Source organism: Pseudomonas sp. RL_5y_Pfl2_69 (assembly GCF_963970465.1).
GTDB lineage: Bacteria > Pseudomonadota > Gammaproteobacteria > Pseudomonadales > Pseudomonadaceae > Aquipseudomonas.
Window position 1 is genome coordinate 20,701 of the sequence record NZ_CAXAOU010000004.1, and the last position, 22,845, is coordinate 43,545.

The window sequence follows — 22,845 nt, forward strand, 5'->3', positions numbered from 1 at the left end:
GGGGTAGGCTGGAGGTCATGAAAATATTGATGTAGTGAAGGGGATCTAACCCTTGTTATGCAGTTGCAACTTCTTTTGGTGTAAATGTATCGCGTGCTACGTTCCCGATAGTGTTGGTAGTGTAGGCATCGAAACTTCCGCCAATCAATCCTCCCAGCAGGGGCACGGCTTTGCCGAGATTGATCACGCCTTTTTCACCAAATTTGGTGAACAGCTTGAAACCTACCTTTTTGTTTATCTCTATCAGAGTCTTACCGGAAATCGACTTCACGGCGTTCATCGCCAGCTTGTTGCCGACGGCAATGCCAATGTCTTTCAACACTTCCTTTGCGGAGTTGGCTGTGAGGCAGGCGAAAACGAGGGTCTTTACCTTGTCATCCTTGACGTCGTAGCCGCCTAGGTGTGCGATGGCGGCGATCATGCGAATTTGTACGAAAAGCACACTTGTAATGTTTACGGGCAACGCGATGGGAAGTGTTATTAATCCACCCAAGCCGGTAACAAAGCCTGAGGTGGCCGATTTGGTGTTCTGCCAGCGAATCAAGGAGTTAGCTTGATCGTAGGTAGGGCTTTGTTCCTTGGCGTAGTCGGCTGCGAGCTCCTCGGCAGAATCCAGACCGGAGAATCCATTTACAGATCTCTCGTAGGCCCAGTCAAGGACTTGCATAATCTTTTCTTGACTTATCAGTTCCATCTTCAGTCTCGGCGCATATATGATGGCCTTATGATGCCACACCTGTTTGGTAATAAGCACCACCTCGTTTTGAACAATTATGCTCCAAAAAACTCTTCGCTCACTGCGCTGATAGCAGAACGCCATTTACTAGATTATTGCGCACAATTCGCGGCTTAATTCTTGCGGATGCTGGTTCCCCAGCGAGCGGGGATTCTTGAGGTTATGACTCAATAATTACAACATTCAAGGTTGCTATGGATGGTTAGTAGGCAAATCTGCTTTTAGCCGTACCCACCTAATCAGGCGGCTGACTGCTTTTGGCCGAAAGCAGGCCCTCACACAGCACTGTCAATTTTGGAGTGCCAAGAGAAATTACCATTCAGCAGAACGCTGTAGGAAAAGACAAGAGTTCGTACTGTCTTTGATTGGACGGATCGGGGGAGAACGCTTGAGTAGCAGTATCAATCAAGTCTCACCGGCTGCTTGAGTTTTGCTACAGCAACATCTTAACTATATATAACTTATTGATTTATAAGAATATTTTAAATAAGTCGCTGCGATCCATCATGGGGGCAACAGAAAATCTCCTAACTACCGAATTCACTGCGGAGCCTGGGTTTTCTGCGGGTTTGGTGGGCATTCTGGTAACTCTCGTTTACTTCTGTTTACCGGCGTTTTTGCTTGTAGTTGAATGCTCGTTGCTACCTTTTGGTAAGCCCGAACATTCCTGTAGCAAAAATCATGGGCACTATCACCGTTCGCAAGCGCAGGGATGGATCGACGGGTTACGCCACGCAGATCCGCATCATGCAAAAAGGTGCGACAGTTTATCAGGAAAGCCAGACGTTCGAACGGAGCTCTTCCCGCACTTGCTGATCGTTCAGCCGCTCACAACGCAATCCGGTTCCCAGCTTTATTCAACCTTCTGATCGGCTGGCAGCCTTTTATGAGAAAGCCGGATTTATCAGATGTCACTCCCTGTCCTCCAGTTCGATGCTGCTGCCCATTACCTGAGTCGAACGTTCATTCGCGTGTCAAATTCAACCATCCCAGCGCTGCGGGGGCGTAACTTGGGCAATTCATCAACGCTGATGTTTTTTGGTCGGCGTTATCCAGGCTGCGCGCTCGCCACGACTGCATTTTTTAAATACTCGGGCCAGTTACGGGCACTGGACAGCTCTCTCGACAAGGCGATAGTGTCGACAGGATTAGCCTTCAACGATAAGGACAGGGAATGTTGCGCGTATTGGGTAAAGCATCGTCGATCAATGTGCGAAAGGTTCTCTGGACTTGCGCCGAGGTTGAAATTCCCTTTGAGCGAGAGGAGTGGGGCTCAGGCTTCAGGTCGACGCACACACCTGAATTCCGGGCGTTGAACCCCAACGCCATGGTGCCGGTCATCCAGGACGAAGATTTCATTCTTTGGGAGTCAAACTCGATCATTCGCTACCTGGCGTCCCGTTACGGCTCAGGCCACCTTTACCCGATAGAAGCCAAAGCCAGGGCTCGGGTGGATCAATGGATCGATTGGCAGGCATCGGATCTCAACAAATCATGGTCTTATGCCTTCATGTCGTTGGTCCGGCAGTCGCCTGAGCATCAGGACAGTCATGCTTTGGCAACCGCATGTGATGAATGGTCAAGGCACATGGAAATTCTCAATAGACAGCTCGAATCAACCGGGGCCTATGTCAGCGGTGAAGAGTTTTCTCTCGCCGACATACCGATCGGTCTTTCGGTTAACCGATGGTTTGAAACACCGCTCGCTCATCCGGACTTTCCTGCTGTGAGCGATTATTACGATCGATTGAATCATCGAAATGGCTACCGGCTGTACGGCAGGAACGGGACGCCATAAGGTCGCTAGAGAGGCGCCTTTTCGCTTGCGAAGTCAGTGCTGCGTCCCAACCCCCAAAATCTCCAGCCGGATTTATTCGCGTACAAGGCCAGAAGTTACCAGGAGCGCTGGCCTTGGCTGAAGGTCCTGGAACCCGGCTCGCAGGGTTTGGGGTGACGACGATCCTGCGTTAAGAAAGCAAGATAATGGCCGTGCTTTCGAGCAGCACCGGTCGCACCAGGATCTTGTAGCAGTCGGCATCGAATGCTTGCCCCGTGAGTTTGGGGGCCCGTCTGGCATCAGCCTCGCAGGCGTAAGTCCCGATGTAACGCCAACTGTCCACGACGTGGTATTCCTCGGTCTGCCCATGTCGTTCGTGCAAAGCGATAGCGCCGGGGAACGGCCAGTGATGCACTGCCCAGCGTTCTAGAGCACCCAGCAACCGTTCGGTATGCGCCTCATGGCTTTCTGCGCCTTTGCAGGCGCCGGCGCACTTGCCTATTTGAGCCCTGAAGCAGGGACGTCCTGTCGGTTTATCAATACCCAGCAATGTATGGCAAAGGCGCTGTTCATCTGCAATCAGCATCAGCGCTTCGGTGGCCATGCGCCGGTTACGGAAAAGTCCGTACAACTGAGGTCCGTCGCAAATCGTGGTGGTGTCGATGATCTCCAGTACCCCGTCGCGAATGCGCAGTGAGCACAGGCGTTGCTGGCGACGAAGCCGCTTGTTCTTCAAGGGTTGCAGTTCTTTGATCAGTCGGGACTCAAGCAGCAGGGCGCCTATTTCCCCGGCAGTTTGCCGGTACTCGATTCGTTGCGCCTGGCGCAGCATTCTGGCTTCTTCGGGGGCGCGCAGGTGCGCAAGCAGTCGACTGCGAATATCGATGCTTTTGCCGATATAGAGCGGTATCGAGTCGTCTTCAGCGTAAAAGAAATACACCCCTGGTGCCCGCGGGGCCGCTTCGACCTGAGCGCGCAGGTGCGCTGGATATTCATAAACAAGGTCTGGGCGAGCAGAAGGGGCGGGCATACCGGAAGCCTTTGTGGCGGATCAGTGTGGTGGTTAACCAGTCATCGATCTTATGACACTTATCTTATTGGCGAGTTTCGATTGAACGCGCTTCTAAGGAGGGCGCAAGGGTGGCGCTTATCGCTATTACTCGGTGGCATCAAATGCGTCGTCGTATTTCACAACCCCCGAAGGTAGCTCACCTTTCAGGAGGATTGCCTGAAAGTACTCTGGATCAACCCCGGGAAGCTCAAGACCGTGGCATGTCTTGAACCCGAAACGACTGTAATAGGCAGGATCCCCCAATACCACGCAGCCTGCACTGCCCATGCGTCGCAACTCAGTCAGTGCCGCGTTCATCAGCGCTGAACCAATACCTTTTCCTTGCCGGTCAGGCGAAACACAGATCGGCCCTAGGCCGTACCATCCGGTGGCTCCCGAAGAGATCGTCACTGGAGAAACAGCAACATGCCCGATGACTGAGCCGTGCTCTTCTGCCACCAGAGAAATGCTCAGCTGACCAGCGCGTCGCAACGCATTCACAATGTGGTGTTCTGTATGGCTTGAGTGTTTTTCGTTTAAAAAAGCAGCCGCTGTTAACTGTGCGATGGCCTCGATGTCTTCGGCCCGTTCATTGCGGACAGTGATGTTCATGTTGTTTTCCCTTTGGTCTTTTTAAGCTGTCAGGCATGCCTGCGTTGCCTGTGTCTGTCTGAACCCGGTCCCGACAACTATAACCGTCTATTGCTCAGGCACGATTTTTCGAGAGGGCAGGCACCGGGAAAGGGCGGACAGCATGACGGCCAAAACGCTCATTTGGCCCTGATTTTCACTAAGTAGCTGTTTTTGAATAAATTTATTTAAAAAGTGCTTCCCCAATCCAAAGAGTGTTGGTATATTTGCGCCCGTTCTTGCAGCGAACCCTTACAGGCTCGCAGCGAATGGAGGCATTTGCAGGCTGCAAGCATCAGTAAAAGAGTGCCAGGCACTCATCGCTACAGATACAGGGGCGTCGCCAAGCGGTAAGGCAGCAGGTTTTGATCCTGCCATGCGTTGGTTCAAATCCAGCCGCCCCTGCCATTTTCCAGAGTCCATCCGCACGTGATGGATATCTTCAAGTTCAGCGTCAACGCCATCGGGCCTGACGCGCACTTATCAGCAAACAATCCTTCTGCTTCAACGTCTTCTGCGTGCCATGCTGGCTCATGCAGCATGGCAACGTTTTGCCCGGATCAGTCCTGGCCGTTTTTCGGCACCAGGGGGTGTGTGGCCGGGAAGTGTTGTTCATACGCCCGGCAGACCCGCAGCACCTGGTCATCCGCAAACCGCGCAGCCACCACTTGCAACCCCACCGGCAAGCCGTTTTCAGTAAGCCCGCAAGGGATTGAAGCCGCGGGCTGCTGAGTCAGGTTGAAGGGGTAGCTGAAGGGCGTCCAGTGCATCCACTCGGTATATGCCGAATCCGGCGGTACGTTATGCCCGGCGGCAAACGCCGTGATGGGCAGCATCGGCGAGACCAGCACATCGTAGCGCTCATGGAACGCCGCCATCTGTGCCACCAGCGCCGCTCGTGCTTCAAGGGCTGCGCTGTACTCGCTCAAGGTGATGCGTTCGCCCAGTGCCGCAATGCGTTGCAGACCCGGGTCGAGCAGGTCGCGCCGGGCGCTGTCGAGTTGTCCGGCCAGCCGTGCGGCCCCCGCAAACCACAGGGTGTTGAACGTATCCAGCGGATCGCTGAACCCCGGATCAACCTGCTCGACATGGGCTCCCAGTTCCACCAGTCGTTCGACGGCCCGAGCCACCACCCTGGCGACCTGCGGATCGACCTTCACATGGCCGAAGTCCGGGCTGTAGGCGATGCGCAGCCCCTTGAGGCTGTCACCTTCAGGCAGCCACGGCAGGCTGCGCGGCGCGCCGATCAGGCCATCGCGAACATCCGGCCGGGCCACGGTTTGCAACATCAGCACGGCATCTTCCACCGTGCGGGTCATCGGTCCCAGGTGGGAGAGGATCGTCATCGAGCTGGCTGGCCACTGGGGCACATAACCAAAAGTGGGCTTGATGCCAAAGGTGCCTGTAAAGGCGCAGGGGATGCGGATCGAACCGCCCGCGTCGCTGCCCTGGTGCAATACCCCCAGGTTGAGTGACGCGGCTGCGGCTGCACCGCCCGAAGAACCGCCCGCCGTCAGGCGGGTATCCCACGGGTTGCGGGTGATGCCGTATAGCGGATTGTCGGTGACACCTTTCCAGCCGAATTCCGGTGTGGTGGTTTTGCCCAACAGCACGGCGCCAGCCTGGCGCATGAAGGCCGTGAACGGTGCATCCACCTCCCATGGTCCCTGGGGCGATATGGTGCGCGAACCCTTGCGCGTGGGCATGCCGCGGGTCAGGGTCAGGTCCTTGATCGATGCCGGCACACCATCCAGCGCGCCGCAGGGCTGGCCTTTCAACCAACGCTGCTCGGATTCCCTGGCAGCCTGCATCGCACCTTCGTGGTCCACGTGGCAGTAAGCGTTGACCGCCGGGTTGTAGCGCTCGATACGCAGCAAGGCATCTTCGGTGACGTCTACCGGCGACAGGCTCTTGTCGCGAAAGCGGCTCAGCAGTTCAACCGCGTTCATTTGCCCGATATCAGGGGTGCTCATGCTGTAACTCCTGCCTGCGCCGCATTGACCATTGCCCGCAGCAACACGGCGCAGCCGTCAGCCAGATCCTGAGGCGCGGCATTTTCGATTTCGTTATGGCTGATGCCACCTTCGCAGGGTACGAAGATCATCCCGGCGGGGCCCAGCTCAGCGATGAAAATCGCGTCGTGGCCTGCACCGCTGACAATGTCCATATGGCTCAGGCCCAGCTGTTGCGCACCCTGGCGCACGGCTTCGATGCACGCCGGGTTGAAGTCCAGCGGCGGGAAATCGGCAGTGGGCGTCAGCTCGAAACTCAACCCATGCTCGCTGCACGCAACTTCAATGGCCTCGCGCACCTCATCGACCATCGCTTGCAGCCGGTCGCTATGCAAATGCCGCAGGTCGATGGTCATGTGCACCTGGCCAGGAATCACATTGCGCGAGCCCGGGTGCAAGGTCAGGCAGCCGACAGTGCCGCAGGCGTGGGGCTGATGCTCATGGGCGATACGGTTGACGGCGCTGACCACATGGGCGGCGCCCACCAGCGCATCCTTGCGCAAATGCATCGGTGTTGGGCCCGCATGGGCTTCGACGCCGGTCAGGGTCAGGTCAAACCACTTCTGCCCCAGGCATCCCATCACCACACCCAAGGTGATGTTGCGGTCTTCCAGTACCGGACCTTGCTCGATATGCGCCTCGAAATAGGCCCCCACCGGATGCCCGAGCACGGCTCGGCTGCCGGCGTAACCAATGCGCTGCAACTCGGCACCCACCGACAGGCCTTGCTCGTCCTCTTTGCTCAGGGTCTCGTCGAGGTCGAACTTACCGGCGAACACGCCGGAACCCATCATGCACGGCGGGAAGCGCGAACCTTCTTCGTTGGTCCACACCACCACTTCAATGGGGGCCTCGGTGCTGAGCTTCAGGTCATTGAGGGTGCGAATCACCTCAAGCCCGGCCATGACGCCATAACATCCGTCGAACTTGCCGCCCGTGGGCTGGGTGTCGATATGGCTGCCGGTCATCACCGGCGGCAGGTGCGGCTGGCGACCGGCGCGACGGGCAAAAATATTGCCGATCCCATCGACCGTGACAGTGCAGCCGGCTTCTTCGCACCAGCGCACAAACAGGTCACGGGCCTGGCGGTCGAGGTCGGTCAGGGCCAGGCGGCAGACACCGCCCTTGACCGTGGCACCGAGTTGCGCCAGGTCCATCAGCGATTGCCACAAGCGATCGCGATTGATCAATGGCGCGTTGCTGTTGAAAAGGTCGGATAACAGGATTGGACTGTTCATGGACACGAATCTCCCTTCAGGCGCTCAGGGCCAGGTAACGGTTCTTGATGGTCGGGTTGGCACGGAAATCGGCGGCACTGCCTTCGTACACCACGCGGCCTTGCTCCAGTACGTAATGACGGTCGGCCAGCTTGTCGCAGACCATCAGGTTCTGCTCCACCAACAACACAGGCAGACCATCGTCCTTGATCTTGCGCAGGATTTTCACCAGCTCGTCGACGATCACCGGGGCCAGGCCTTCTGTGGGTTCATCCAGGATCAGCAGCTTGGGGTCATTGAGCAGCGCCCGTGCGATGGCGAGCATTTGCTGCTCGCCGCCGGACAACGCGTGGCCGGCATTTTTGCGCCGCTCCTTGAGACGCGGGAACATGGTGTACACATCCTCCAGTTGCCAGCGGCTGGTTTTGCGTTGAGCAATGCGCAGGTTTTCCTCGACGCTGAGCAGGCGGAAGATGCCGCGATGCTCGGGCACCAGGGCCAGTCCTTCGCGGGCGATCTCGAAAATCTTGCGCCCGACCATGTCCTGGCCGTTGAAGCGGATCTGGCCTTTACGCGGGCAAATGATTCCCAGGATGCTGCGCAAGGTGGTGGTTTTACCCGCGCCGTTGCGGCCCAGCAGCGTCACCAGTTCCCCTGGGTTGACCTGCAGTGAGACGCCTTCAAGGACGTGGCTTTTGTCGTAATAGGAGTGGATGTTCTCGACGGTCAGCATCAGGCGGCTTCTCCCAGATAGGCGACACGTACGCGCTCATCGGCGCGAACGAATTCGGGTGTGCCTTCGACCAGGATCTGGCCGTGGCTCATCACGGTGATGCGCTGGCTGATGGACATGACGATGCTCATGTTGTGCTCGATCAACAGCACCGTGTGATCGCGCCCCAGGTCACTGATCAACTGGGTCATGATCGGAATATCGTCAATGCCCATGCCGGACGTTGGCTCGTCGAGCATCAGCAGCTTGGGTTTGGAGCAGATCGACATGCCCACCTCCAGCACCCGTTGCTGGCCGTGGGACAACTCACCGGCCAGGGTGTCGGCACGCTGGGTCAGTTGCAGGCGCTCCAGCACCTGATCGGCCATCTCCAGGTGTTCGCGGCGACTGTCCACACGGCGCCAGAAATTCAGGGCCGCCAGACCATCCCGGCCTTGGGCCGCCAGGCGCAGGTTTTCCCGAACACTGAGGTTTTGAAACAGGCTGGTGAGCTGGAACGAACGGGCCATGCCCAGGCCAACGCGGCCGTGGGACGGCTTCTTGATGATGTTCTTGCCATCAAACAGGATTGCCCCGCCGGTGGCCTGACGCTCGCCGGTCAGGCAGTGGAACAGGCTGGTCTTGCCCGCGCCGTTGGGGCCGATCACGGTATGGATGGTGCCTTGTTCGACGTTGAGGCTGACGCCGTTGACCGCACGAAAGGCGCCATAGGCCAGCTCCAGATTGTCGGTTTGCAGCAGATATTCAGGCGCGTTCATGGCTGCTCCTCCTGCACGGGCAGGCTGGTTTTACGTTGCCCTTTGATTCGTTCGAACAGGCTCGAAAATCCGCCCCACAAGCCGCCGCGCATAAACACCACCACCAGAATCAAAATGACCCCCAGCAGCATCAGCCAGCGTGGCCACAGATCAGACAGGAATTCGCCCAGCAACACGATGGAACCCGCGCCCAGCAAGGAGCCGAACAAGGACCCGGTACCGCCGACGATGGTCATGATCAGAATGTTTTCCGACATCGCCAGGTCGATATTGGACAGCGGCACAAAGTGCAGCAGCATGGCGTAAAGCGCTCCGGCAATACCGGTGACGGCGCCCGAGAGCATAAACACCAGGATTTTGAAATGCCGGGTGTCGTAGCCAATGGCAGCTGCGCGGGTTTCGTTTTCGCGGATCGCCATCAGCGTGCTGCCAAAAGGCGAGCTGATAACGCGGCGGGCGCCGATGAAAATCAACAGGAACAACACCGCGACAAAACCGTAGAAGTAACGTGCGTCGCTCAGGGACATCAGCACGGTGTCACCGATACGGATTTCAGGCCGGGGCACGTTGAGCAGGCCGTTGTCGCCGCCGGTCCAGTCACTCAGGGTGTAGGTCAGGAAGTACGCCATCTGGCTGAAGGCCAGGGTCAGCATGACGAAATAGATGCCGGTGCGCCGAATGGCCAGGGCGCCCACCAGAAATGCCAGGAAACCGCCAGCCAGTGCAGCGCCCAGCAAGGCACTGAACAGTCCCAGGTGCAGATGGATCATCAGCAAGGCGGCGCAGTAGGCCCCGGCGCCAAAGAAGATCCCTTGGCCGAACGACAACAGCCCGGTGTAACCCAGCAGCAGGTTGCAGGCCAGAGCTGCCATGGCGAAGATCAGGATTTCAGTGGCCAGGGTCGCGGAAGGCAACACCAGTGGCAAACCGACCAATACCGCCACCACCAACAGCAGCATGGAGCGCGACTGGGTTTTGGCGAAGGGCAGGGGGTTTTTCTCGCTCATGTCAGGCTCTCCCGAACAGGCCGTAAGGCCTCAGCAGAATGACCACGGCCATCGCGCCGTAAATCATCAGGCTCGCCCCTTGGGGCCAGATAGTTGTCATCAGGCTTTGCACCACGCCCACCAACAGGCCGCCCACCAGCGCGCCGCTGAATGAACCCATGCCGCCGATCACCACCACCACAAAAGCCACCCCGAGAATTTCCGGGCCGACAAAGGGCTGGGCGCCGCGCAATGGCGCAAACAGCACACCGGCTACACCGGCGAGTCCAGCGCCCAGGGCGAACGTCATGGAAAACAGGCGGAAAATATTGGTGCCCAATAGCGATACGGTTTCCGTGCTTTCACTGCCGGCGCGCACCAGGGCGCCAAAGCGCGTGCGCTCCAGCAGCAGCCACAGACCGAATCCCACCAGGGCTGAAAACACAATCAGGAACAGGCGATAGTAGGGGTAGACAAAGTCGCCGATCACCAGCACGCCACGCAGCAACTGCGGTACGGCAACGCTTTTGCCCACCGGGCCCCAGATCATCACGCTGGCTTCCTGGATGATCAGCGCGATCCCCAGGGTCACCAGAATCTGGAACATGTGGGGCAGGTGATAAATCCGCTGGATCAGCAATCGCTCAATCACCCAGGCCAGTGCGGCGACGAGCAAGGGCGCAAGCAGCAGCGACAGCCAAAAATTGCCGGTCAGGCTGACCGCGGTGTAGCAGATGTAAGCGCCCAGCAGGAAAAACGCGCCGTGGGCGAAGTTGACGAAGTTCAGCAGGCCGAAAATGATCGTCAGTCCGACGGCAATCAGAAAGTAGATCATCCCCAGGCCAAGGCCGTTGAGAATCTGAAACAGGTAGAGTTCGAGCATGCAGATACCCTCTGCAGGCGATCACGGGTGATCGGCTGCCAGTAGCAAAAGCTGAAGAAGTGCCGGGGCTCAGCCCAGAACGCAGCCGGTGTCTTGTACCGGGGCAAACGACTGACCGGAGCTGACCACTTGGGCGAGGTCGTCCTTGTCACTCATTTGGTCAGCCGGTTTGCCGACCAGCAGGTAGTAATCCTTGATCACCTGATGGTCACCGGCGCGGATCGATTCGGGGCCGGTCGGGCCTTCGTAGCTCAAGCCCTGCATGGCTTTGGCCACCGTGGGGCCATCGAAACTGCCGGTGGCAGCGATGGTGTCGAGCATGACCTTGGTACTGATGTAGTCGGCGGCTAGGGGGTAGGTGGGGTTGATCCCGTATTTGGCCTTGGTGATCTTGACCAGTTCGCGGTTGAGCGGAGTATCCACCTGATGCCAGTACTGGGCGCCGAGGTAAACGCCTTCCAGAATGTCGCTGCCCAGTTCCTGGAATTGATCCAGGCCAGCCGACCACACCAGCAGGACGTTCATTCGCTCCTTGATCCCGAAATTCACCGCCTGGCGAAGGGTGTTGGACGACTGGCTGCCAAAGTTGAGCAGCACCAGCACATCGGGCCTGGCAGCAATGGCATTGGTCAGGTAGCCGGAGAATTCCTGTTCCTGCAGGGAGTGATAGCTGTTGCCGACATGTTCCAGGCCATGCTCCTTCAGCACCTCTTTGGTGCCCTCAAGCAGTGCTTCGCCGAATACATATTGCGGGGTGATGGTGTACCAGCGCTTGGCCTCGGGCAATCGCTTGATCAGCGGCACCAGGGTTTCGCGCACGGCGCCGTAGGTGGGCACCGACCAGCGAAACGTCGCCTTGTTGCAGTCCTTGCCGGTCACTTCGTCGGCACCCACGGGGGTCATGAAGACACCGCCTGCCTTGTCCACTTCCTTTGCGACGGCCAGTGCTGAAGACGACAAGGTACAGCCCTGAAAGAAGCGCGCGCCGTCCTGGGCAATCGCCTCCTGTACCTTGCGCACCGCCTTGCCGGCGTTGCCCTCGGTGTCGATCACCTTGTAGTTCAGGGGTCTGCCCAGCAACTGCGGATACTGCTCCACCGCCAGGCGCGAGCCCATGTCGGCGAACTTGCCGTAACTGGCAAAGGCACCGGACATTGACTTGAGGCCATAGAAGGTAAAGGGCTCGGAGGCGAAGGCATGGCGCATGCCCAGCGGAAGGCTCAGGGCACTGGCAGCGGCCAGGCTTGCTTTCAACAAAGTGCGACGTTGCATGGGGAAACTCCCTGGTTTGATTAGTTATTGGCAGGAGTAGCAATGGCAAACGGCGGATCATGGCCTGTGGGCAGGCCTTTTATTGGCACAGCGATTAGTGGTTGTGATCGAATTCCAGCAGGAAATGCGGGCTGACCTGGCCCTCTAGGGCGGTCATATGATGTTCGGCGTCGCACATGTGTTCGTGCATCAGGCTGCGCACAGAGGCTTCGTCCTCTGCTTGCAAGGCAATCAGCAGTTGCTTGTGATAGTCGAGGTTGGCGGCGTCGAACTGCTTGCGCTTGGGTTTGTAGGCTTTCTTCAGCACCACCAGGTCGCGCAGCAGATCGTTGAGAAATTGCGCCATGAAACTCAGCAGAGGATTGGGGCATGCCCGTGCCAGCAGGTTATGAAATTCCAGCTCTGCCAGCCGCTGCTCCCGTTGTCCGGCTTCACTGTCTTCGGGCGCGCTGCAAAAATCCACGTTGGCCTGCAGGGCCAGATAGTCCTCGGCACTCAGGCGGCCAATCACCGACACCGCGAGTTCGACTTCGATTACCTTGCGCAACTGGTAGACCTGTTCGCCATCCAGGTGCTGAAAGTGCAGGTAGTTGCGCAGGGCGCGACTGGCGGGCTCGGTCCCGGCCTGATTCAGGTAGGCGCCGCCGCTGGGGCCGGTGCGGGTGTTGACCAGGCCTTCGACTTCCAGCGCCTTGAGTGCTTCGCGGGCAGAGCCCTTGGAGCACTGAAAGCTCTCCATCAGCTCCCGTTCCGTGGGCAACCGGTCACCGGGCTTGAGTGCGTCGGTGACGATCGAGCGCTTGACCGACTCGACAATCACATCGGAGAGCTTCTGGCGTTTACGGTGCAGGGGGCGACTGAGCATATTTTCTATTTATCGTATTAATGCGGATTAATAGTAATAAATAGCGCCGAGCCCGATGAGTCAACAACAGGCCCGGGGAGGTGTCGCTTTCAATGGAAAAGGGTCGGTAACGGATAAGAAACGGCAGGGCGGGGTACTGCGGTGATGCCATCGCGAGCAAGCCCGCTCCCACATCCTTCGCTCGACAGCTCAGCCAATGGCCTGGGAAACCAGTGCGAACTGGCGTACGAAGTCGCCAGGCTGCGGGGGCGTACCTAGAGCCATCTGGGTTACGCGGTCCACCGGTTCAAGGCCCGCCAGGGTCAGCCATTCACACAGGCCACTGTCCATCGGGACGTCGATGCGCACAAATTGGTTGGGGATCCGGGCGAGCAGGGTGGCGATCAGGTGCCTGGCCTGGCGGGTGTTTTGTGCAATGACAGGGCCAATGCAGTGGCCGCGTCCGGCCCGGCGCAACAGGGCAAACGCCTGTAGCTGACCCTCGCGTACGATCCCCGCCGAGTGCACGATCGTGTCATGCAACTGCTCGAAGAGGGCGCTTCGGTCCAGCCCGCTGCCTGCGTTGGCCAGCAACAGTTGCCGGGCCTGATCCTGTTCGCAGAGGTCACGCAGTTGCTCATCTTGTGCAGGGGGTTCAAGTGTCACGGTCTGGGCCAGGCCCTGGCGCTGTTCAATGGTGCCGAACTCGACAAAGCCCTGGCTCAGGTACAGCGGGGCGCCAGCAACGGAGGCATTGAGGATCGGAGTACCTGGCTGGCAAGCGTCGAGTGCCCGTTCCATCAGCAGACGGCCAATGCCCTGGCCCTGAAAGTCGGGGCTGACCACCACCAGGCCAATGGTTGCAAAGTCGCCCTGGGGGCAGGCAAATGCCGTACCGATCAAACGCTCATCGACCGTCGCTACAAATCCTTTGAAGATCCGCTGCAACAGGCCCCAGTCTTCCAGTCGGTGGGGCCAGTCCAGTTGCGAGGACAGCCCGTGGGCTGCGGGTAAATCGGCCTGGGTCATGGGACGATAAATACAGGCACTCGTGTGCAGCGCGGACATGGTGAATCTCCTTGGACATGTACGCACTATGTACCGGCATTGCGCCTTCGCTTTCAACCCCCGGGCATGACCTCATGCCTGGCTGACACAATGCTTGCCACCTGCCGTGGCTGGCAGTTGAGGTAGGCCGAGGATTGCAGCCAGCGCTTGTCGGGGTACCAGGCGAACATGAACTGGCCATTCTTGAGCTTGTCGACCACCTTGCGCGCCACTTGCGGGCGTACTGCCGGGCAGCCAAGGCTGCGGCCGATACGGCCCTGGGTCTTGCTCCACAGCGGATTAACGTAATCGGCGGGGTGGATCACGATCGCCCGTTCGCGGGCCTGATCATTGATGCCCGGCTCCAGGCCGTCCATGCGCAACGAATAGCCGTGGCTGCCGACATAGCTTTCCTGCGTACTGAACAGCCCAAGGCTGGACTGGTTGCTGCCTTCGGTGTTGGAGAAACTGGTGGCGAAGTTCTCGCCGGATTCTTTTCCGTGGGCCACCAGATCTCGTAGAACCAAGGTCTTGCGGTTCAGGTCAAAGATCCAGAGACGTCGTGCCGTTGAAGGCTGGGAGAAGTCGATCACGGCCAGGTGCTGGGCCTGCTTGGCACCATTGTTGACCGCGCATTGCATGGCACTCAGGGCGCTTTTCAGGGCCTGCGGGTTGAGTTCGGGGGCGGCATGGCTGAGTTTGCTGAGCAGTTGAGGATTGGCAGCGTATGCAGTGCTGCAGGTTGCAGCCAGTGCGAGGGCTGCGAAACAAAAGCGACGTAAAAAGATAAGCATAAATAGCGTGTTCTCGATGATGTCAGGCCGGCAATCCTGCGCCGATAACTTGGCGATCCTGCGTTAGATGCTAGCCTGTGGGTTTACCGTAACTGCAGATTCAGTTGTTGTACCTGGTGACGGCCCTTAATTGGAGTTAAGCAGTTGTTCAAAAAACGCGCATTTTACTTGAGCATTGTCCTGCTGACTGCGCCATTGGTCGCTGTAGCCGATCCCCTACCTGCGGGTTCCCTGAGTCCGGTTCAGCAGGCACTCAGTCAACTGCCCCAGGACTGCCCGGGCCTGGCGGCGCGAGTCAATGGGGCTGCCAAGCAACTGCTGCAGGGTTTTTATCTGGGGCAAAACGATCAGTTGGTCTGGACCGACAACCAACGCCTGAGCGCCTTGCAGTCGGCACTGGGGCAGTTGGCGGATGACGGTCTGAACCCTGACAACTACAAGCTGCCAGCTACTCGGGACGTGTGCGCCGATATCGAGATCAGCCAGCAGTACCTGCAGGCATTGCAGGATCTGCACTATGGGCGTCTGCCCCAGTCGCAGTTCGAGCCGGTATGGCATGCCAGCGAGGTGCCGCAAGACCGTCAGGCGCGGATTCTGGCCCTGGCAGGGCCGGGACTGAACGATATTCCCCGGGCCTTTGCCCAGGCGCGTCCCCAAGGCGAGCTGTATCAGAACTTGCGCCGGGTCTATGCCCGCCAGCGTCTGCAACCACTGCCACAATGGCAGCCCCTGGCCAGCGGCCCCTTGTTGCGGCCCGGCATGCAGGATGCCCGGGTGCCCGAACTGGCCCGACGGCTGTTCAACGAAGGCTACCTGAACCACCTGCCGGCTTCTGTCGATCACACCTACACCAATGAGCTGGCGGCAGCCGTGAAGAGTTTTCAGCTTGATCACTCGTTGCAGGCCGACGGTGTCATCGGGGCCGGGACCTTGAAAGAGCTGAATATCAGCCCTCGGGATCGGCTTGAACAACTGCGCATCAACCTTGAGCGTTTTCGCTGGATAGCCCAGGACTTTGAGCCTGACAGCCTGCTGGTCAATGTGCCTGCTGCTCAATTGACCGTGTACCAGAATGGCGTGCCCGTGTGGCAGACGCGCACCCAGGTTGGCCGTGCCGAGCGTCAGACGCCGTTGCTCAAATCCAGGGTGAATCGCTTGACCCTGAATCCGACCTGGACCATCCCGCCGACCATTTTCCGCGAAGACAAACTGCCGCAGATCCGCCGCGATCCGTCTTTCCTCAGTCGCCAGGACCTGCAGATAGTGGACAGCAATGGCCAGCCGCTGGCGGCCCAGGACATCGACTGGGACCGCCCGGGCAATATCCTTCTGCGTCAGGGCGCGGGGCCTAGAAACCCCCTGGGCCGAATTGCCATCCGGTTTCCCAACCCGTTCTCGGTGTACTTGCACGACACCCCTAGCCAGGCGTTGTTCAGCAAGGGACCGCGGGCTTTCAGTTCGGGCTGTGTGCGGGTCGAGTCGGTCTTCCAGCTGCGTGACTTGCTGGTGACCCCGGCCGAGAAGGCCCGTACCGAAGAGCTGTTGAGTACGGGGTTGACCCATGAATTCAGATTGTCCCGGCCGATGCCGATCTTGATGACCTACTGGACGGCCCAGGCGAACAAGGATGGAAAAGTGACCTATGCGCCGGACATCTACAACCATGACCCGGCTTTGATTGCGGCGTTGGCTGGCAAGAAATAGCGTCCGGTTTGGTGCGCCACTGCGTGCTCGAACGCAGTCTCGTTCTACTCGTCAGCGGCTACAAGGGTAGGTGGCGATCTGTAGTCGCTGACGAGCCGTGCGAGGCTGCGTCCGGCTGCGTAGCAGTCGTAAAATCGGCTTCCTCGGTTAATCAGGTATACCGCGTGACCGCTTCGTCGCAGTGGCGCACCATCTCGATCAAGGCTGCGCCTTCGCAAGCCAGCCGCTAGTATTGGCATCCCGATCATTACCCGTGAGAGCCCTCATGAGCTGCTGGCCCGATTCTCGCCTTATCGACTTGCTCGGCATCACCCATCCCATCATCCAGGCCCCCATGCTGGGCGCTGGCGCCGATATGATGATCGGTGTCGCCAAGGCCGGTGGCCTGGGCTCTCTGGCCTGTGCCACGTTGAACCTTGAATCGATTCGCGCCGAAGTGGCGGCCTTTCGGGCCGAGAGCAAGCAGCCCCTGAACCTGAATTTTTTCTGCCATCAAGCCCCTGCTTACGATGAAGCCGCGATCGAGCACTGGAAGTCGTTGTTCAAGTCCTACTACACCGAGCTTGGGGCCGACTATGACGCGCCCACGCCCGTGTCGAGCCGCGCACCCTTTGACGAAGCCACCTGCGCTCTCGTCGAAGCGTTGCGCCCCGAAGTGGTGAGTTTCCACTTCGGTCTGCCTGCCCCGGAGCTGGTGGCCAGGGTCAAGGCCTGCGGAGCAAAAATCCTCAGTTCAGCCACCACGGTCGAAGAGGCCCGATGGCTGGAACGCCACGGCTGTGACGGGATCATCGCCATGGGCTACGAAGCTGGCGGGCATCGGGCAATGTTCTTGAGTCGTGAGCTGACCACCCAAATCGGTACCTTTGCCCTGGTCCCGCAAATCGTCGATGCCGTGGACATACCGGTCATTGCCGCAGGCGGCATCGCCGATGCACGGGGTATTGCGGCGGCGTTTGCGCTGGGGGCCAGCGCCGTGCAAATCGGCACTGCCTACCTGTTTTGCCCGCAGGCAAAACTGGCCACACCCCATCACCGCGCCCTGCGCGAAGCCGACGCCAGTGACACCGCGCTCACCAACCTGTTCACCGGCCGACCGGCCCGCGGCATCGTCAATCGGGTGATGCGCGAACTGGGCCCGATCAATACGCAGGCACCTGCCTTCCCGCTGGCGGGCGGTGTGTTATTACCGCTCAAGGCCAAATCCGACCCTGGCTGCGCAGACTTCATCAACCTGTGGGCGGGCCAGGGCTTCCCCTTGAGCCCCGGACGCACGGCCGAGCTTTCGTCCTATGAGCTGACCCGCACATTTGTCGATGACTATGCCGCCCGCTCCGCCGCTAAATAATGGGTGTGTGCAGCATGGGTGGAGGTGCGGATCAGCAACACGACCGCACCGGCTACCGGCAGACTCACCAGCAATAACGCGTAGCGCAGGGATTCAACGCCGAAGGCCGGTTGCAACGCATCACTGAACAAGCCGGCCAGCAAAGGACCCACCCCAACCCCCAACAATGTGGAGATGATGGTCTGCAAGGCCATGGCCGTGCCCCGGCGGTTGGCCGGGACCAGTTGGGTGACCAGGTTGTATGACGGCGCCACCCACCACACCACAAAAAAACTGTACAGCGCGCACCACAGCATCGAGCTGGGGACAGGCACGCTGCCCAGTTGCGTCCACACCGTGTCCGGCCACAGCAGATAGGCGAACAGTGCAGCCAGCGCGGCCACATTGCCGATCACCGGAATACCCACTTGCCAGTGCGGGTTGCGTGGCGTCAGGTGGTCGCTCAGCCAACCGCTGAACAACGCGCCGATCCCGGCAAAACCACCACAGATGAAACCTGCCAGCAGCCCTGCATGTTGCAGTGACAACCCGTGGGAGCGCACCAGAAAACTGGTGTTCCACATGCCGATCGCATAGGAGCCCAGCGTGGTCAGGCCGCCCGCCATGACCAGGCAGCGGTAGGCGGGCAGGGCCCAGAGTTTGCGGGCCTCACTGCCCATGCTTTGCAGGGGATGGGCAGCATGGGCGCTGGCCAGATCCCAACGGCCCCGGGCCGGGTCTTTTGCGATAAAGGCCAGCAGCGTGGAGAACAACAGCGCGGGCAAGCCGATCACGATGAATGCCGAGCGCCAGCCATACTGCTCGACCACCCATGCCCCCAGGCTCAGGCCGATGACGGCGGAAAAGGTCGGGGCGGCCGTGAAGCAACTGATGGCAAACGAGCGGCGATGTGGCGGGTACAAATCGGCAATGATCGACATCGACGCCGAGGTGGTCGGCGACTCGCTCACGGCAACCGCCATGCGCGCCACGGCCAGCATCCAGAAACTGACCGCCAGGCCACAGATCATGGTCGCCACCGCCCATAACAGGCAGGCAATTGCCAGCAGGCGGGTACGGGACATGCGATCTGCCAGCCGCCCGGCAGGCAAGGCGAGGAGGGCGTAGATCCCGGCAAATGCCAGGCCCGAAATCAGCCCCATCGCCGTATCACTGACCCCGAACTCTGCCTTGATCGGTTCAATCATCACCGCCAGAATCTGACGGCCGACAAAATTGTCGGCAAACATGGCCGCCAGCAACAACAGCAAAGCATGGCTGCGCCAGCCGACCTGAGCATTGGGCATGGTTGAATTCCTGTCAGATGGAAACGCCAAGGGCGCTGATCAGTTCAGCGCCCCTGGCAAGGAACAAAGCCTCAGGCCCGCTGGCGGGCCAGGGTCATGGCAGTGTCTTCGATCATGTCTTCCTGACCGCCGACCATGCCGCGACGTCCCATCTCGACGAGAATTTCCCGTGCCGGTACGCCGTATTTTTTCTCGGCGCGCTTGGCGAACAGCAGGAACGAGCCATACACCCCGGCATAGCCCATGGTCAGGGCATCACGATCGCTGCGGATCGGGAAGTCCATGATCGGTACGACGAGATCCTCAGCCACATCTTGAATACCGAACACGCTGACTCCGGTCTCAATGCCCATGCGGTCGCACACCGCCACCAGGATTTCCATCGGCGTATTACCCGCACCTGCGCCCAGCCCGGCTGCTGCGGCGTCGATGCGTGTGGCACCGGCTTCGATGGCAGCAATGGAGTTGGACACGCCCATGGACAGGTTGTGATGGCCGTGAAAGCCGATCTCGGTGTCCGGGTGCAGTGCCGCACGCAGGGCCTCGACCCGGGCCTTGATGTCGTGGGGCAGCATGTAACCGGCCGAGTCGGTGAGGTACACGCAGTTGGCGCCGAAGCTCTCCATCAGCTTGCCCTGCTTCACCAGGCCTTCGGGTGAGTTCATATGGGCCATCATCAGGAACCCCACAGTGTCCATGCCCAGCTTGCGTGCATAGGATATGTGCTGCTCCGACACGTCGGCCTCGGTGCAATGGGTCGCTACGCGGATTGTATTGACCCCCAGCTCATAAGCCATTTGCAGATGGTCCACGGTGCCGATACCGGGCAGCAGCAGGGCCGAAACCTTGGCCTGTTTCATCATCGGGATCACGGCCGACAGGTACTGCTCGTCGGTGTGCGCCGGGAACCCGTAGTTCACCGAGCTGCCGCCCAGGCCGTCGCCGTGGGTGACTTCAATCAGGGGCACACCGGCGGCGTCCAGGCCACAGGCGATGTCTTTCATCTGTTGCAGGCTGATCTGGTGACGCTTGGGGTGCATGCCGTCGCGCAGGCACATGTCATGCACGGTAATTTTTTTGCCGCGAAGATCCATGGTCGACTCCTTAAGCGAGGGCAGGTTGAGGGGCGGATGCCTTGAGGTGCAGTTCACCCTTGAGGATTTCCTCGGCGAACATCTCTGCGGTGCGCGCAGCGGCGGCCGTCATGATGTCCAGGTTGCCGGCGTACTTGGGCAGGTAGTCGCCCAGGCCTTCGACCTCCATGAAAATCGACACGCGGTTGCCATCAAACACCGGCCCGTTGACCAGCTTGTAACCCGGGACGTACTGCTGTACCTGCTCGATCATGTTGGCAATGGCCAGGCTGATCGCGGCTTGATCCGGTTCGGTTTCAGTCAGGCAGTGCACGGTGTCGCGCATGATCAGCGGCGGCTCGGCCGGGTTGACGATAATGATCGCCTTGCCTTTTTTGGCGCCGCCCACCTGTTCGATGGCACTGGCGGTGGTGCGGGTGAACTCGTCGATATTCTTGCGCGTGCCCGGGCCGACCGATTTGGACGCCGCCGTGGCAACGATCTCGGCATACGCCACCGGTTGCACGCTGCTGACGGCCGCCACCAGAGGAATGGTGGCCTGGCCGCCGCACGTGACCATATTGACGTTCATCGCGCCGCGCTTGAGGTTTGCCTTGAGGTTGACCGGGGGCACGCAGTACGGGCCGATGGCGGCGGGGGTCAAGTCAATCATCAGCACGCCCAGCTCATTGAGCTTGCGGCTGTTTTCGGCGTGAACGTAAGCCGACGTGGCATCGAAGGCAATCTGGATATTGTCGGCCAGCACATGGGGCAACAGCCCGTCGACCCCGTCACTGGTAGTCTTGAGGCCCATCTCGCGGGCACGGCTCAGGCCTTCGGAGGTGGCGTCGATGCCCACCATCCAGACCGGTTCCAGTACGTCACTGCGCAGCAACTTGTAGAGCAGGTCGGTGCCGATATTGCCCGGCCCGATCAGGGCACATTTGATCTTTTTGGTCATGGGAAAGGTCTCGAACAGGGGTTAGGGCACGAAGCGCAGGCGGGCAGAACCCAGGCCGCTGAGGGTCAGGCTGACCTCATCGCCGGGTTGCACCGGCACCAGCGGCGCCAAGGCTCCGGAAAGGATGATTTCACCCTTGCGAAACGGGATGTCGAACTTGCCCAGGGTATTGGCCAGCCAGGCCACGGCGGCGCAGGGGTGGCCCTGTACTGCCGAGCCGAAACCGTTACCGGCTGGCTGTCCGTTTTTCAGCATGTGCAGTTCGACCTTGGCCAGGTCCAGTTCGCGGGGGTTGATACGTTGCTCACCCAAGGCGAACACGCCGCACGAAGCGTTGTCGGCCACCGTGTCCTGAATGCGGATTTTCCAGTCGGCGATACGCGAGTCGACAATCTCGAAACACGGCGCCACCCAAAGGCTGGCAGCCATGACGTCTTCAGCGGTAATGCCAGGGCCGTGCAGGTCTTCGCCGAGAATAAAAGCGATCTCGCCTTCGGCCCGTGGTTGCACCAACTGGTGGGCGGCGAAGCTCACATCGCTGTTGTCCGGGACCTGCATGGAATCGGTCAAGAAACCGAAATCGGGCTGATGCACATCCAGCATTTCCTGCACGGCACGGCTGGTGACGCCGATTTTCTTGCCAATCACCAGCTCGCCCAACGCCTGGCGGCGTTGCAAAAAGCGCAGGGAAATCCGGTACGCCATGTCCAGCGTCAAGTCCGGGTAACGCTGGGTCAGTGGCTGCAGGCTGCGGCGCTCGCGCAACGCATGAAACAGCTCATCGCCCAGGGCTTCAATCAACTGTGTGTCCATAAATACGCTCTCTTGAAACTGAAAAACCCCTTGTGGGAGCGGGCTTGCTCGCGATGGAATCACTGCGCGCTGCCAGACAGACCGCATCGCCTGTATCGCGAGCAAGCACGCTCCCACCGTTGGTTGTGCCGTGAACTAGCCCGGCCAGACACTCGACTCGGCCCCGCCGTCCACTTCCAGGATCTTGCCGGTGACCCAGCGTGAAGCCGGGGAGGCCAGGTACAGCGCCGCTGCCGCGATGTCCTCAACCTCGCCCAGGCTTTGCAGCGGGGTGGCTTTGATCATGCCTTCGCGCATGGCAACCGGCAGGACACGGTTCAAGGCGTCGGTCAGTACCGGGCCGGGGGCAATCCCGTTGACCCGCACCAGCGGGGCGAAATCCTGGGCCAGCAAACGGGTCATGTGGCTGAGCGCAGCCTTGGCGGTGCCATAGGCGCTGAATTGGGTTTGGGCATAGCGCGCCGCGCCGGAGGTGATATTGATGATGTTGCCGCTGCCCGCGTCGCGCATGTGCGGCACGCACAGCTGGCTCAGGTGATAGGCTGAGGACACGTTGAAACGCATGATTTCTTCGAAGCGCTCGACACTCAGGATCAGCGGATCGTTGGGGCCTGCGCCGCCTGCGTTGTTCACCAGATGGGTGATACGGCCCATGTGCTCCCGGGCCTGGGTGACCACCGCGCTGCGCTGCTCGGCGTCAGTCACGTCGCAGCTCAGGGCCAGGGCGCGGCGTCCCAGGCGGCGAACTTCTTCGGCCACCGCTTCAACGTCGCTCAAGGTACGGGCTGCCAGTACCACATCGGCGCCTGCCTCGGCGCAGGCCAGGGCGATACCGCGGCCAATGCCGCGCCCGCCGCCGGTGATGACGGCCACGCTGCCGGTCAGGTTGAAGCGCTGAATAATGTTCATAAAGGGTCCTG

21 protein-coding genes, 1 tRNA gene and 1 pseudogene are annotated in these 22,845 nt (G+C 59.8%); 5 read left to right on the forward strand and 18 right to left on the reverse strand.

Translation table 11 applies throughout. From position 1 onward, the window contains the following. Positions 1-55: 55 nt before the first annotated feature. Positions 56-694 (reverse strand): EcsC family protein, encoded by a 639-nt coding sequence (locus AACY07_RS08590; RefSeq protein ID WP_339474405.1) that lies wholly within the window; start codon positions 692-694, stop codon positions 56-58. 1,216 nt (positions 695-1,910) lie between these two features. Between AACY07_RS08590 and AACY07_RS08600 the strand changes: the two genes are divergently transcribed. Beyond that, positions 1,911-2,534 (forward strand): glutathione S-transferase family protein, encoded by a 624-nt coding sequence (locus tag AACY07_RS08600; RefSeq protein ID WP_339474406.1) that lies wholly within the window; start codon positions 1,911-1,913, stop codon positions 2,532-2,534. A gap of 33 nt (positions 2,535-2,567) precedes the next feature. Continuing rightward, positions 2,568-2,690: pseudogene (locus AACY07_RS24285) on the forward strand (nucleotidyltransferase family protein); the annotation flags it as partial. A 13-nt stretch (positions 2,691-2,703) separates the two neighbouring features. On the opposite strand, the gene AACY07_RS08605 reads toward AACY07_RS24285, so the two are convergent. Both AACY07_RS08605 and AACY07_RS08610 read right to left on the reverse strand, forming a co-directional pair. Continuing rightward, positions 2,704-3,543, reverse strand: coding sequence for an endonuclease (locus tag AACY07_RS08605; protein ID WP_339474407.1), 840 nt, complete (start codon positions 3,541-3,543; stop codon positions 2,704-2,706). Positions 3,544-3,669: 126 nt separating this feature from the next. Further along, positions 3,670-4,176 (reverse strand): GNAT family N-acetyltransferase, encoded by a 507-nt coding sequence (locus AACY07_RS08610; RefSeq protein ID WP_326398005.1) that lies wholly within the window; start codon positions 4,174-4,176, stop codon positions 3,670-3,672. 351 nt (positions 4,177-4,527) lie between these two features. Here AACY07_RS08610 and AACY07_RS08615 point away from each other — a divergent pair. Beyond that, positions 4,528-4,602 (forward strand) — tRNA-Gln (locus AACY07_RS08615). Positions 4,603-4,754: 152 nt separating this feature from the next. Here AACY07_RS08615 and AACY07_RS08620 read toward each other — a convergent pair. The 10 genes from AACY07_RS08620 to AACY07_RS08665 all read right to left on the reverse strand — a co-directional run bounded on the left by AACY07_RS08620 (position 4,755) and on the right by AACY07_RS08665 (position 14,740). Then, positions 4,755-6,167 (reverse strand): amidase, encoded by a 1,413-nt coding sequence (locus AACY07_RS08620; protein ID WP_339474409.1) that lies wholly within the window; start codon positions 6,165-6,167, stop codon positions 4,755-4,757. Further along, positions 6,164-7,444: a Zn-dependent hydrolase gene (locus AACY07_RS08625; RefSeq protein ID WP_339474410.1), complete on the reverse strand. Its 1,281-nt coding sequence runs from the start codon at positions 7,442-7,444 to the stop codon at positions 6,164-6,166. Before AACY07_RS08625 ends, AACY07_RS08620 begins: the two co-directional genes overlap by 4 nt. A 16-nt stretch (positions 7,445-7,460) precedes the next feature. After that, on the reverse strand, positions 7,461-8,156 hold the full coding sequence (locus AACY07_RS08630) for an ABC transporter ATP-binding protein (RefSeq protein WP_133077411.1): 696 nt from the start codon (positions 8,154-8,156) through the stop codon (positions 7,461-7,463). After that, on the reverse strand, positions 8,156-8,914 hold the full coding sequence (locus AACY07_RS08635) for an ABC transporter ATP-binding protein (protein ID WP_339474411.1): 759 nt from the start codon (positions 8,912-8,914) through the stop codon (positions 8,156-8,158). The genes AACY07_RS08630 and AACY07_RS08635 overlap by 1 nt, the downstream gene beginning before the upstream one ends. After that, on the reverse strand, positions 8,911-9,921 hold the full coding sequence (locus AACY07_RS08640; protein ID WP_133077413.1) for a branched-chain amino acid ABC transporter permease: 1,011 nt from the start codon (positions 9,919-9,921) through the stop codon (positions 8,911-8,913). Before AACY07_RS08640 ends, AACY07_RS08635 begins: the two co-directional genes overlap by 4 nt. A 1-nt stretch (position 9,922) precedes the next feature. Next, entirely contained in the window at positions 9,923-10,783 is an 861-nt protein-coding gene (locus AACY07_RS08645; RefSeq protein WP_019821837.1) for a branched-chain amino acid ABC transporter permease, read from the reverse strand. Between the two features lie 69 nt (positions 10,784-10,852). Then, positions 10,853-12,055, reverse strand: coding sequence for an ABC transporter substrate-binding protein (locus tag AACY07_RS08650; RefSeq protein ID WP_219261432.1), 1,203 nt, complete (start codon positions 12,053-12,055; stop codon positions 10,853-10,855). A 94-nt stretch (positions 12,056-12,149) separates the two neighbouring features. Beyond that, positions 12,150-12,920, reverse strand: a complete 771-nt coding sequence (locus AACY07_RS08655) for a FadR/GntR family transcriptional regulator (RefSeq protein WP_219261433.1) — start codon at positions 12,918-12,920, stop codon at positions 12,150-12,152. A gap of 189 nt (positions 12,921-13,109) precedes the next feature. Continuing rightward, entirely contained in the window at positions 13,110-13,967 is an 858-nt protein-coding gene (locus tag AACY07_RS08660; protein ID WP_339474412.1) for a GNAT family N-acetyltransferase, read from the reverse strand. Between the two features lie 53 nt (positions 13,968-14,020). After that, positions 14,021-14,740 carry a murein L,D-transpeptidase catalytic domain family protein gene (locus tag AACY07_RS08665; protein WP_133077417.1) on the reverse strand — a complete coding sequence of 240 codons (720 nt, stop codon included), beginning with the start codon at positions 14,738-14,740 and terminating at the stop codon, positions 14,021-14,023. 144 nt (positions 14,741-14,884) lie between these two features. Between AACY07_RS08665 and AACY07_RS08670 the strand changes: the two genes are divergently transcribed. Together AACY07_RS08670 and AACY07_RS08675 are read left to right on the forward strand one after the other, a co-directional pair. Next, positions 14,885-16,444 carry a L,D-transpeptidase family protein gene (locus tag AACY07_RS08670; protein WP_339474414.1) on the forward strand — a complete coding sequence of 520 codons (1,560 nt, stop codon included), beginning with the start codon at positions 14,885-14,887 and terminating at the stop codon, positions 16,442-16,444. Between the two features lie 265 nt (positions 16,445-16,709). Continuing rightward, positions 16,710-17,792 carry an NAD(P)H-dependent flavin oxidoreductase gene (locus AACY07_RS08675; protein ID WP_339474416.1) on the forward strand — a complete coding sequence of 361 codons (1,083 nt, stop codon included), beginning with the start codon at positions 16,710-16,712 and terminating at the stop codon, positions 17,790-17,792. On the opposite strand, the gene AACY07_RS08680 is transcribed toward AACY07_RS08675, so the two are convergent. From AACY07_RS08680 to AACY07_RS08700, 5 genes are all read right to left on the reverse strand, one after another. Continuing rightward, positions 17,765-19,078, reverse strand: coding sequence for a spinster family MFS transporter (locus tag AACY07_RS08680; protein ID WP_339474417.1), 1,314 nt, complete (start codon positions 19,076-19,078; stop codon positions 17,765-17,767). The genes AACY07_RS08675 and AACY07_RS08680 overlap by 28 nt on opposite strands. Positions 19,079-19,149: 71 nt before the next feature. After that, entirely contained in the window at positions 19,150-20,172 is a 1,023-nt protein-coding gene (gene dmpG, locus AACY07_RS08685) for a 4-hydroxy-2-oxovalerate aldolase (protein ID WP_339474419.1), read from the reverse strand. A 10-nt stretch (positions 20,173-20,182) separates the two neighbouring features. Further along, positions 20,183-21,112 (reverse strand): acetaldehyde dehydrogenase (acetylating), encoded by a 930-nt coding sequence (locus AACY07_RS08690; protein ID WP_133077422.1) that lies wholly within the window; start codon positions 21,110-21,112, stop codon positions 20,183-20,185. 21 nt (positions 21,113-21,133) lie between these two features. Further along, entirely contained in the window at positions 21,134-21,925 is a 792-nt protein-coding gene (locus AACY07_RS08695) for a fumarylacetoacetate hydrolase family protein (RefSeq protein ID WP_133077423.1), read from the reverse strand. Positions 21,926-22,060: 135 nt separating this feature from the next. Beyond that, positions 22,061-22,834, reverse strand: coding sequence for a glucose 1-dehydrogenase (locus tag AACY07_RS08700; protein ID WP_339474422.1), 774 nt, complete (start codon positions 22,832-22,834; stop codon positions 22,061-22,063). Between the last annotated feature and the right edge of the window lie 11 nt (positions 22,835-22,845).

Coding starts and splice junctions, on each gene's coding strand:
- AACY07_RS08590 (WP_339474405.1), bottom strand. CDS start 694: ATGGAACTGATAAGTCAAGAAAAGATTATGCAAGTCCTTGACTGGGCC.
- AACY07_RS08600 (WP_339474406.1), top strand. CDS start 1,911: ATGTTGCGCGTATTGGGTAAAGCATCGTCGATCAATGTGCGAAAGGTT.
- AACY07_RS08605 (WP_339474407.1), bottom strand. CDS start 3,543: ATGCCCGCCCCTTCTGCTCGCCCAGACCTTGTTTATGAATATCCAGCG.
- AACY07_RS08610 (WP_326398005.1), bottom strand. CDS start 4,176: ATGAACATCACTGTCCGCAATGAACGGGCCGAAGACATCGAGGCCATC.
- AACY07_RS08620 (WP_339474409.1), bottom strand. CDS start 6,167: ATGAGCACCCCTGATATCGGGCAAATGAACGCGGTTGAACTGCTGAGC.
- AACY07_RS08625 (WP_339474410.1), bottom strand. CDS start 7,444: ATGAACAGTCCAATCCTGTTATCCGACCTTTTCAACAGCAACGCGCCA.
- AACY07_RS08630 (WP_133077411.1), bottom strand. CDS start 8,156: ATGCTGACCGTCGAGAACATCCACTCCTATTACGACAAAAGCCACGTC.
- AACY07_RS08635 (WP_339474411.1), bottom strand. CDS start 8,914: ATGAACGCGCCTGAATATCTGCTGCAAACCGACAATCTGGAGCTGGCC.
- AACY07_RS08640 (WP_133077413.1), bottom strand. CDS start 9,921: ATGAGCGAGAAAAACCCCCTGCCCTTCGCCAAAACCCAGTCGCGCTCC.
- AACY07_RS08645 (WP_019821837.1), bottom strand. CDS start 10,783: ATGCTCGAACTCTACCTGTTTCAGATTCTCAACGGCCTTGGCCTGGGG.
- AACY07_RS08650 (WP_219261432.1), bottom strand. CDS start 12,055: ATGCAACGTCGCACTTTGTTGAAAGCAAGCCTGGCCGCTGCCAGTGCC.
- AACY07_RS08655 (WP_219261433.1), bottom strand. CDS start 12,920: ATGCTCAGTCGCCCCCTGCACCGTAAACGCCAGAAGCTCTCCGATGTG.
- AACY07_RS08660 (WP_339474412.1), bottom strand. CDS start 13,967: ATGTCCGCGCTGCACACGAGTGCCTGTATTTATCGTCCCATGACCCAG.
- AACY07_RS08665 (WP_133077417.1), bottom strand. CDS start 14,740: ATGCTTATCTTTTTACGTCGCTTTTGTTTCGCAGCCCTCGCACTGGCT.
- AACY07_RS08675 (WP_339474416.1), top strand. CDS start 16,710: ATGAGCTGCTGGCCCGATTCTCGCCTTATCGACTTGCTCGGCATCACC.
- AACY07_RS08680 (WP_339474417.1), bottom strand. CDS start 19,078: ATGCCCAATGCTCAGGTCGGCTGGCGCAGCCATGCTTTGCTGTTGTTG.
- dmpG (WP_339474419.1), bottom strand. CDS start 20,172: ATGGATCTTCGCGGCAAAAAAATTACCGTGCATGACATGTGCCTGCGC.
- AACY07_RS08690 (WP_133077422.1), bottom strand. CDS start 21,112: ATGACCAAAAAGATCAAATGTGCCCTGATCGGGCCGGGCAATATCGGC.
- AACY07_RS08695 (WP_133077423.1), bottom strand. CDS start 21,925: ATGGACACACAGTTGATTGAAGCCCTGGGCGATGAGCTGTTTCATGCG.
- AACY07_RS08700 (WP_339474422.1), bottom strand. CDS start 22,834: ATGAACATTATTCAGCGCTTCAACCTGACCGGCAGCGTGGCCGTCATC.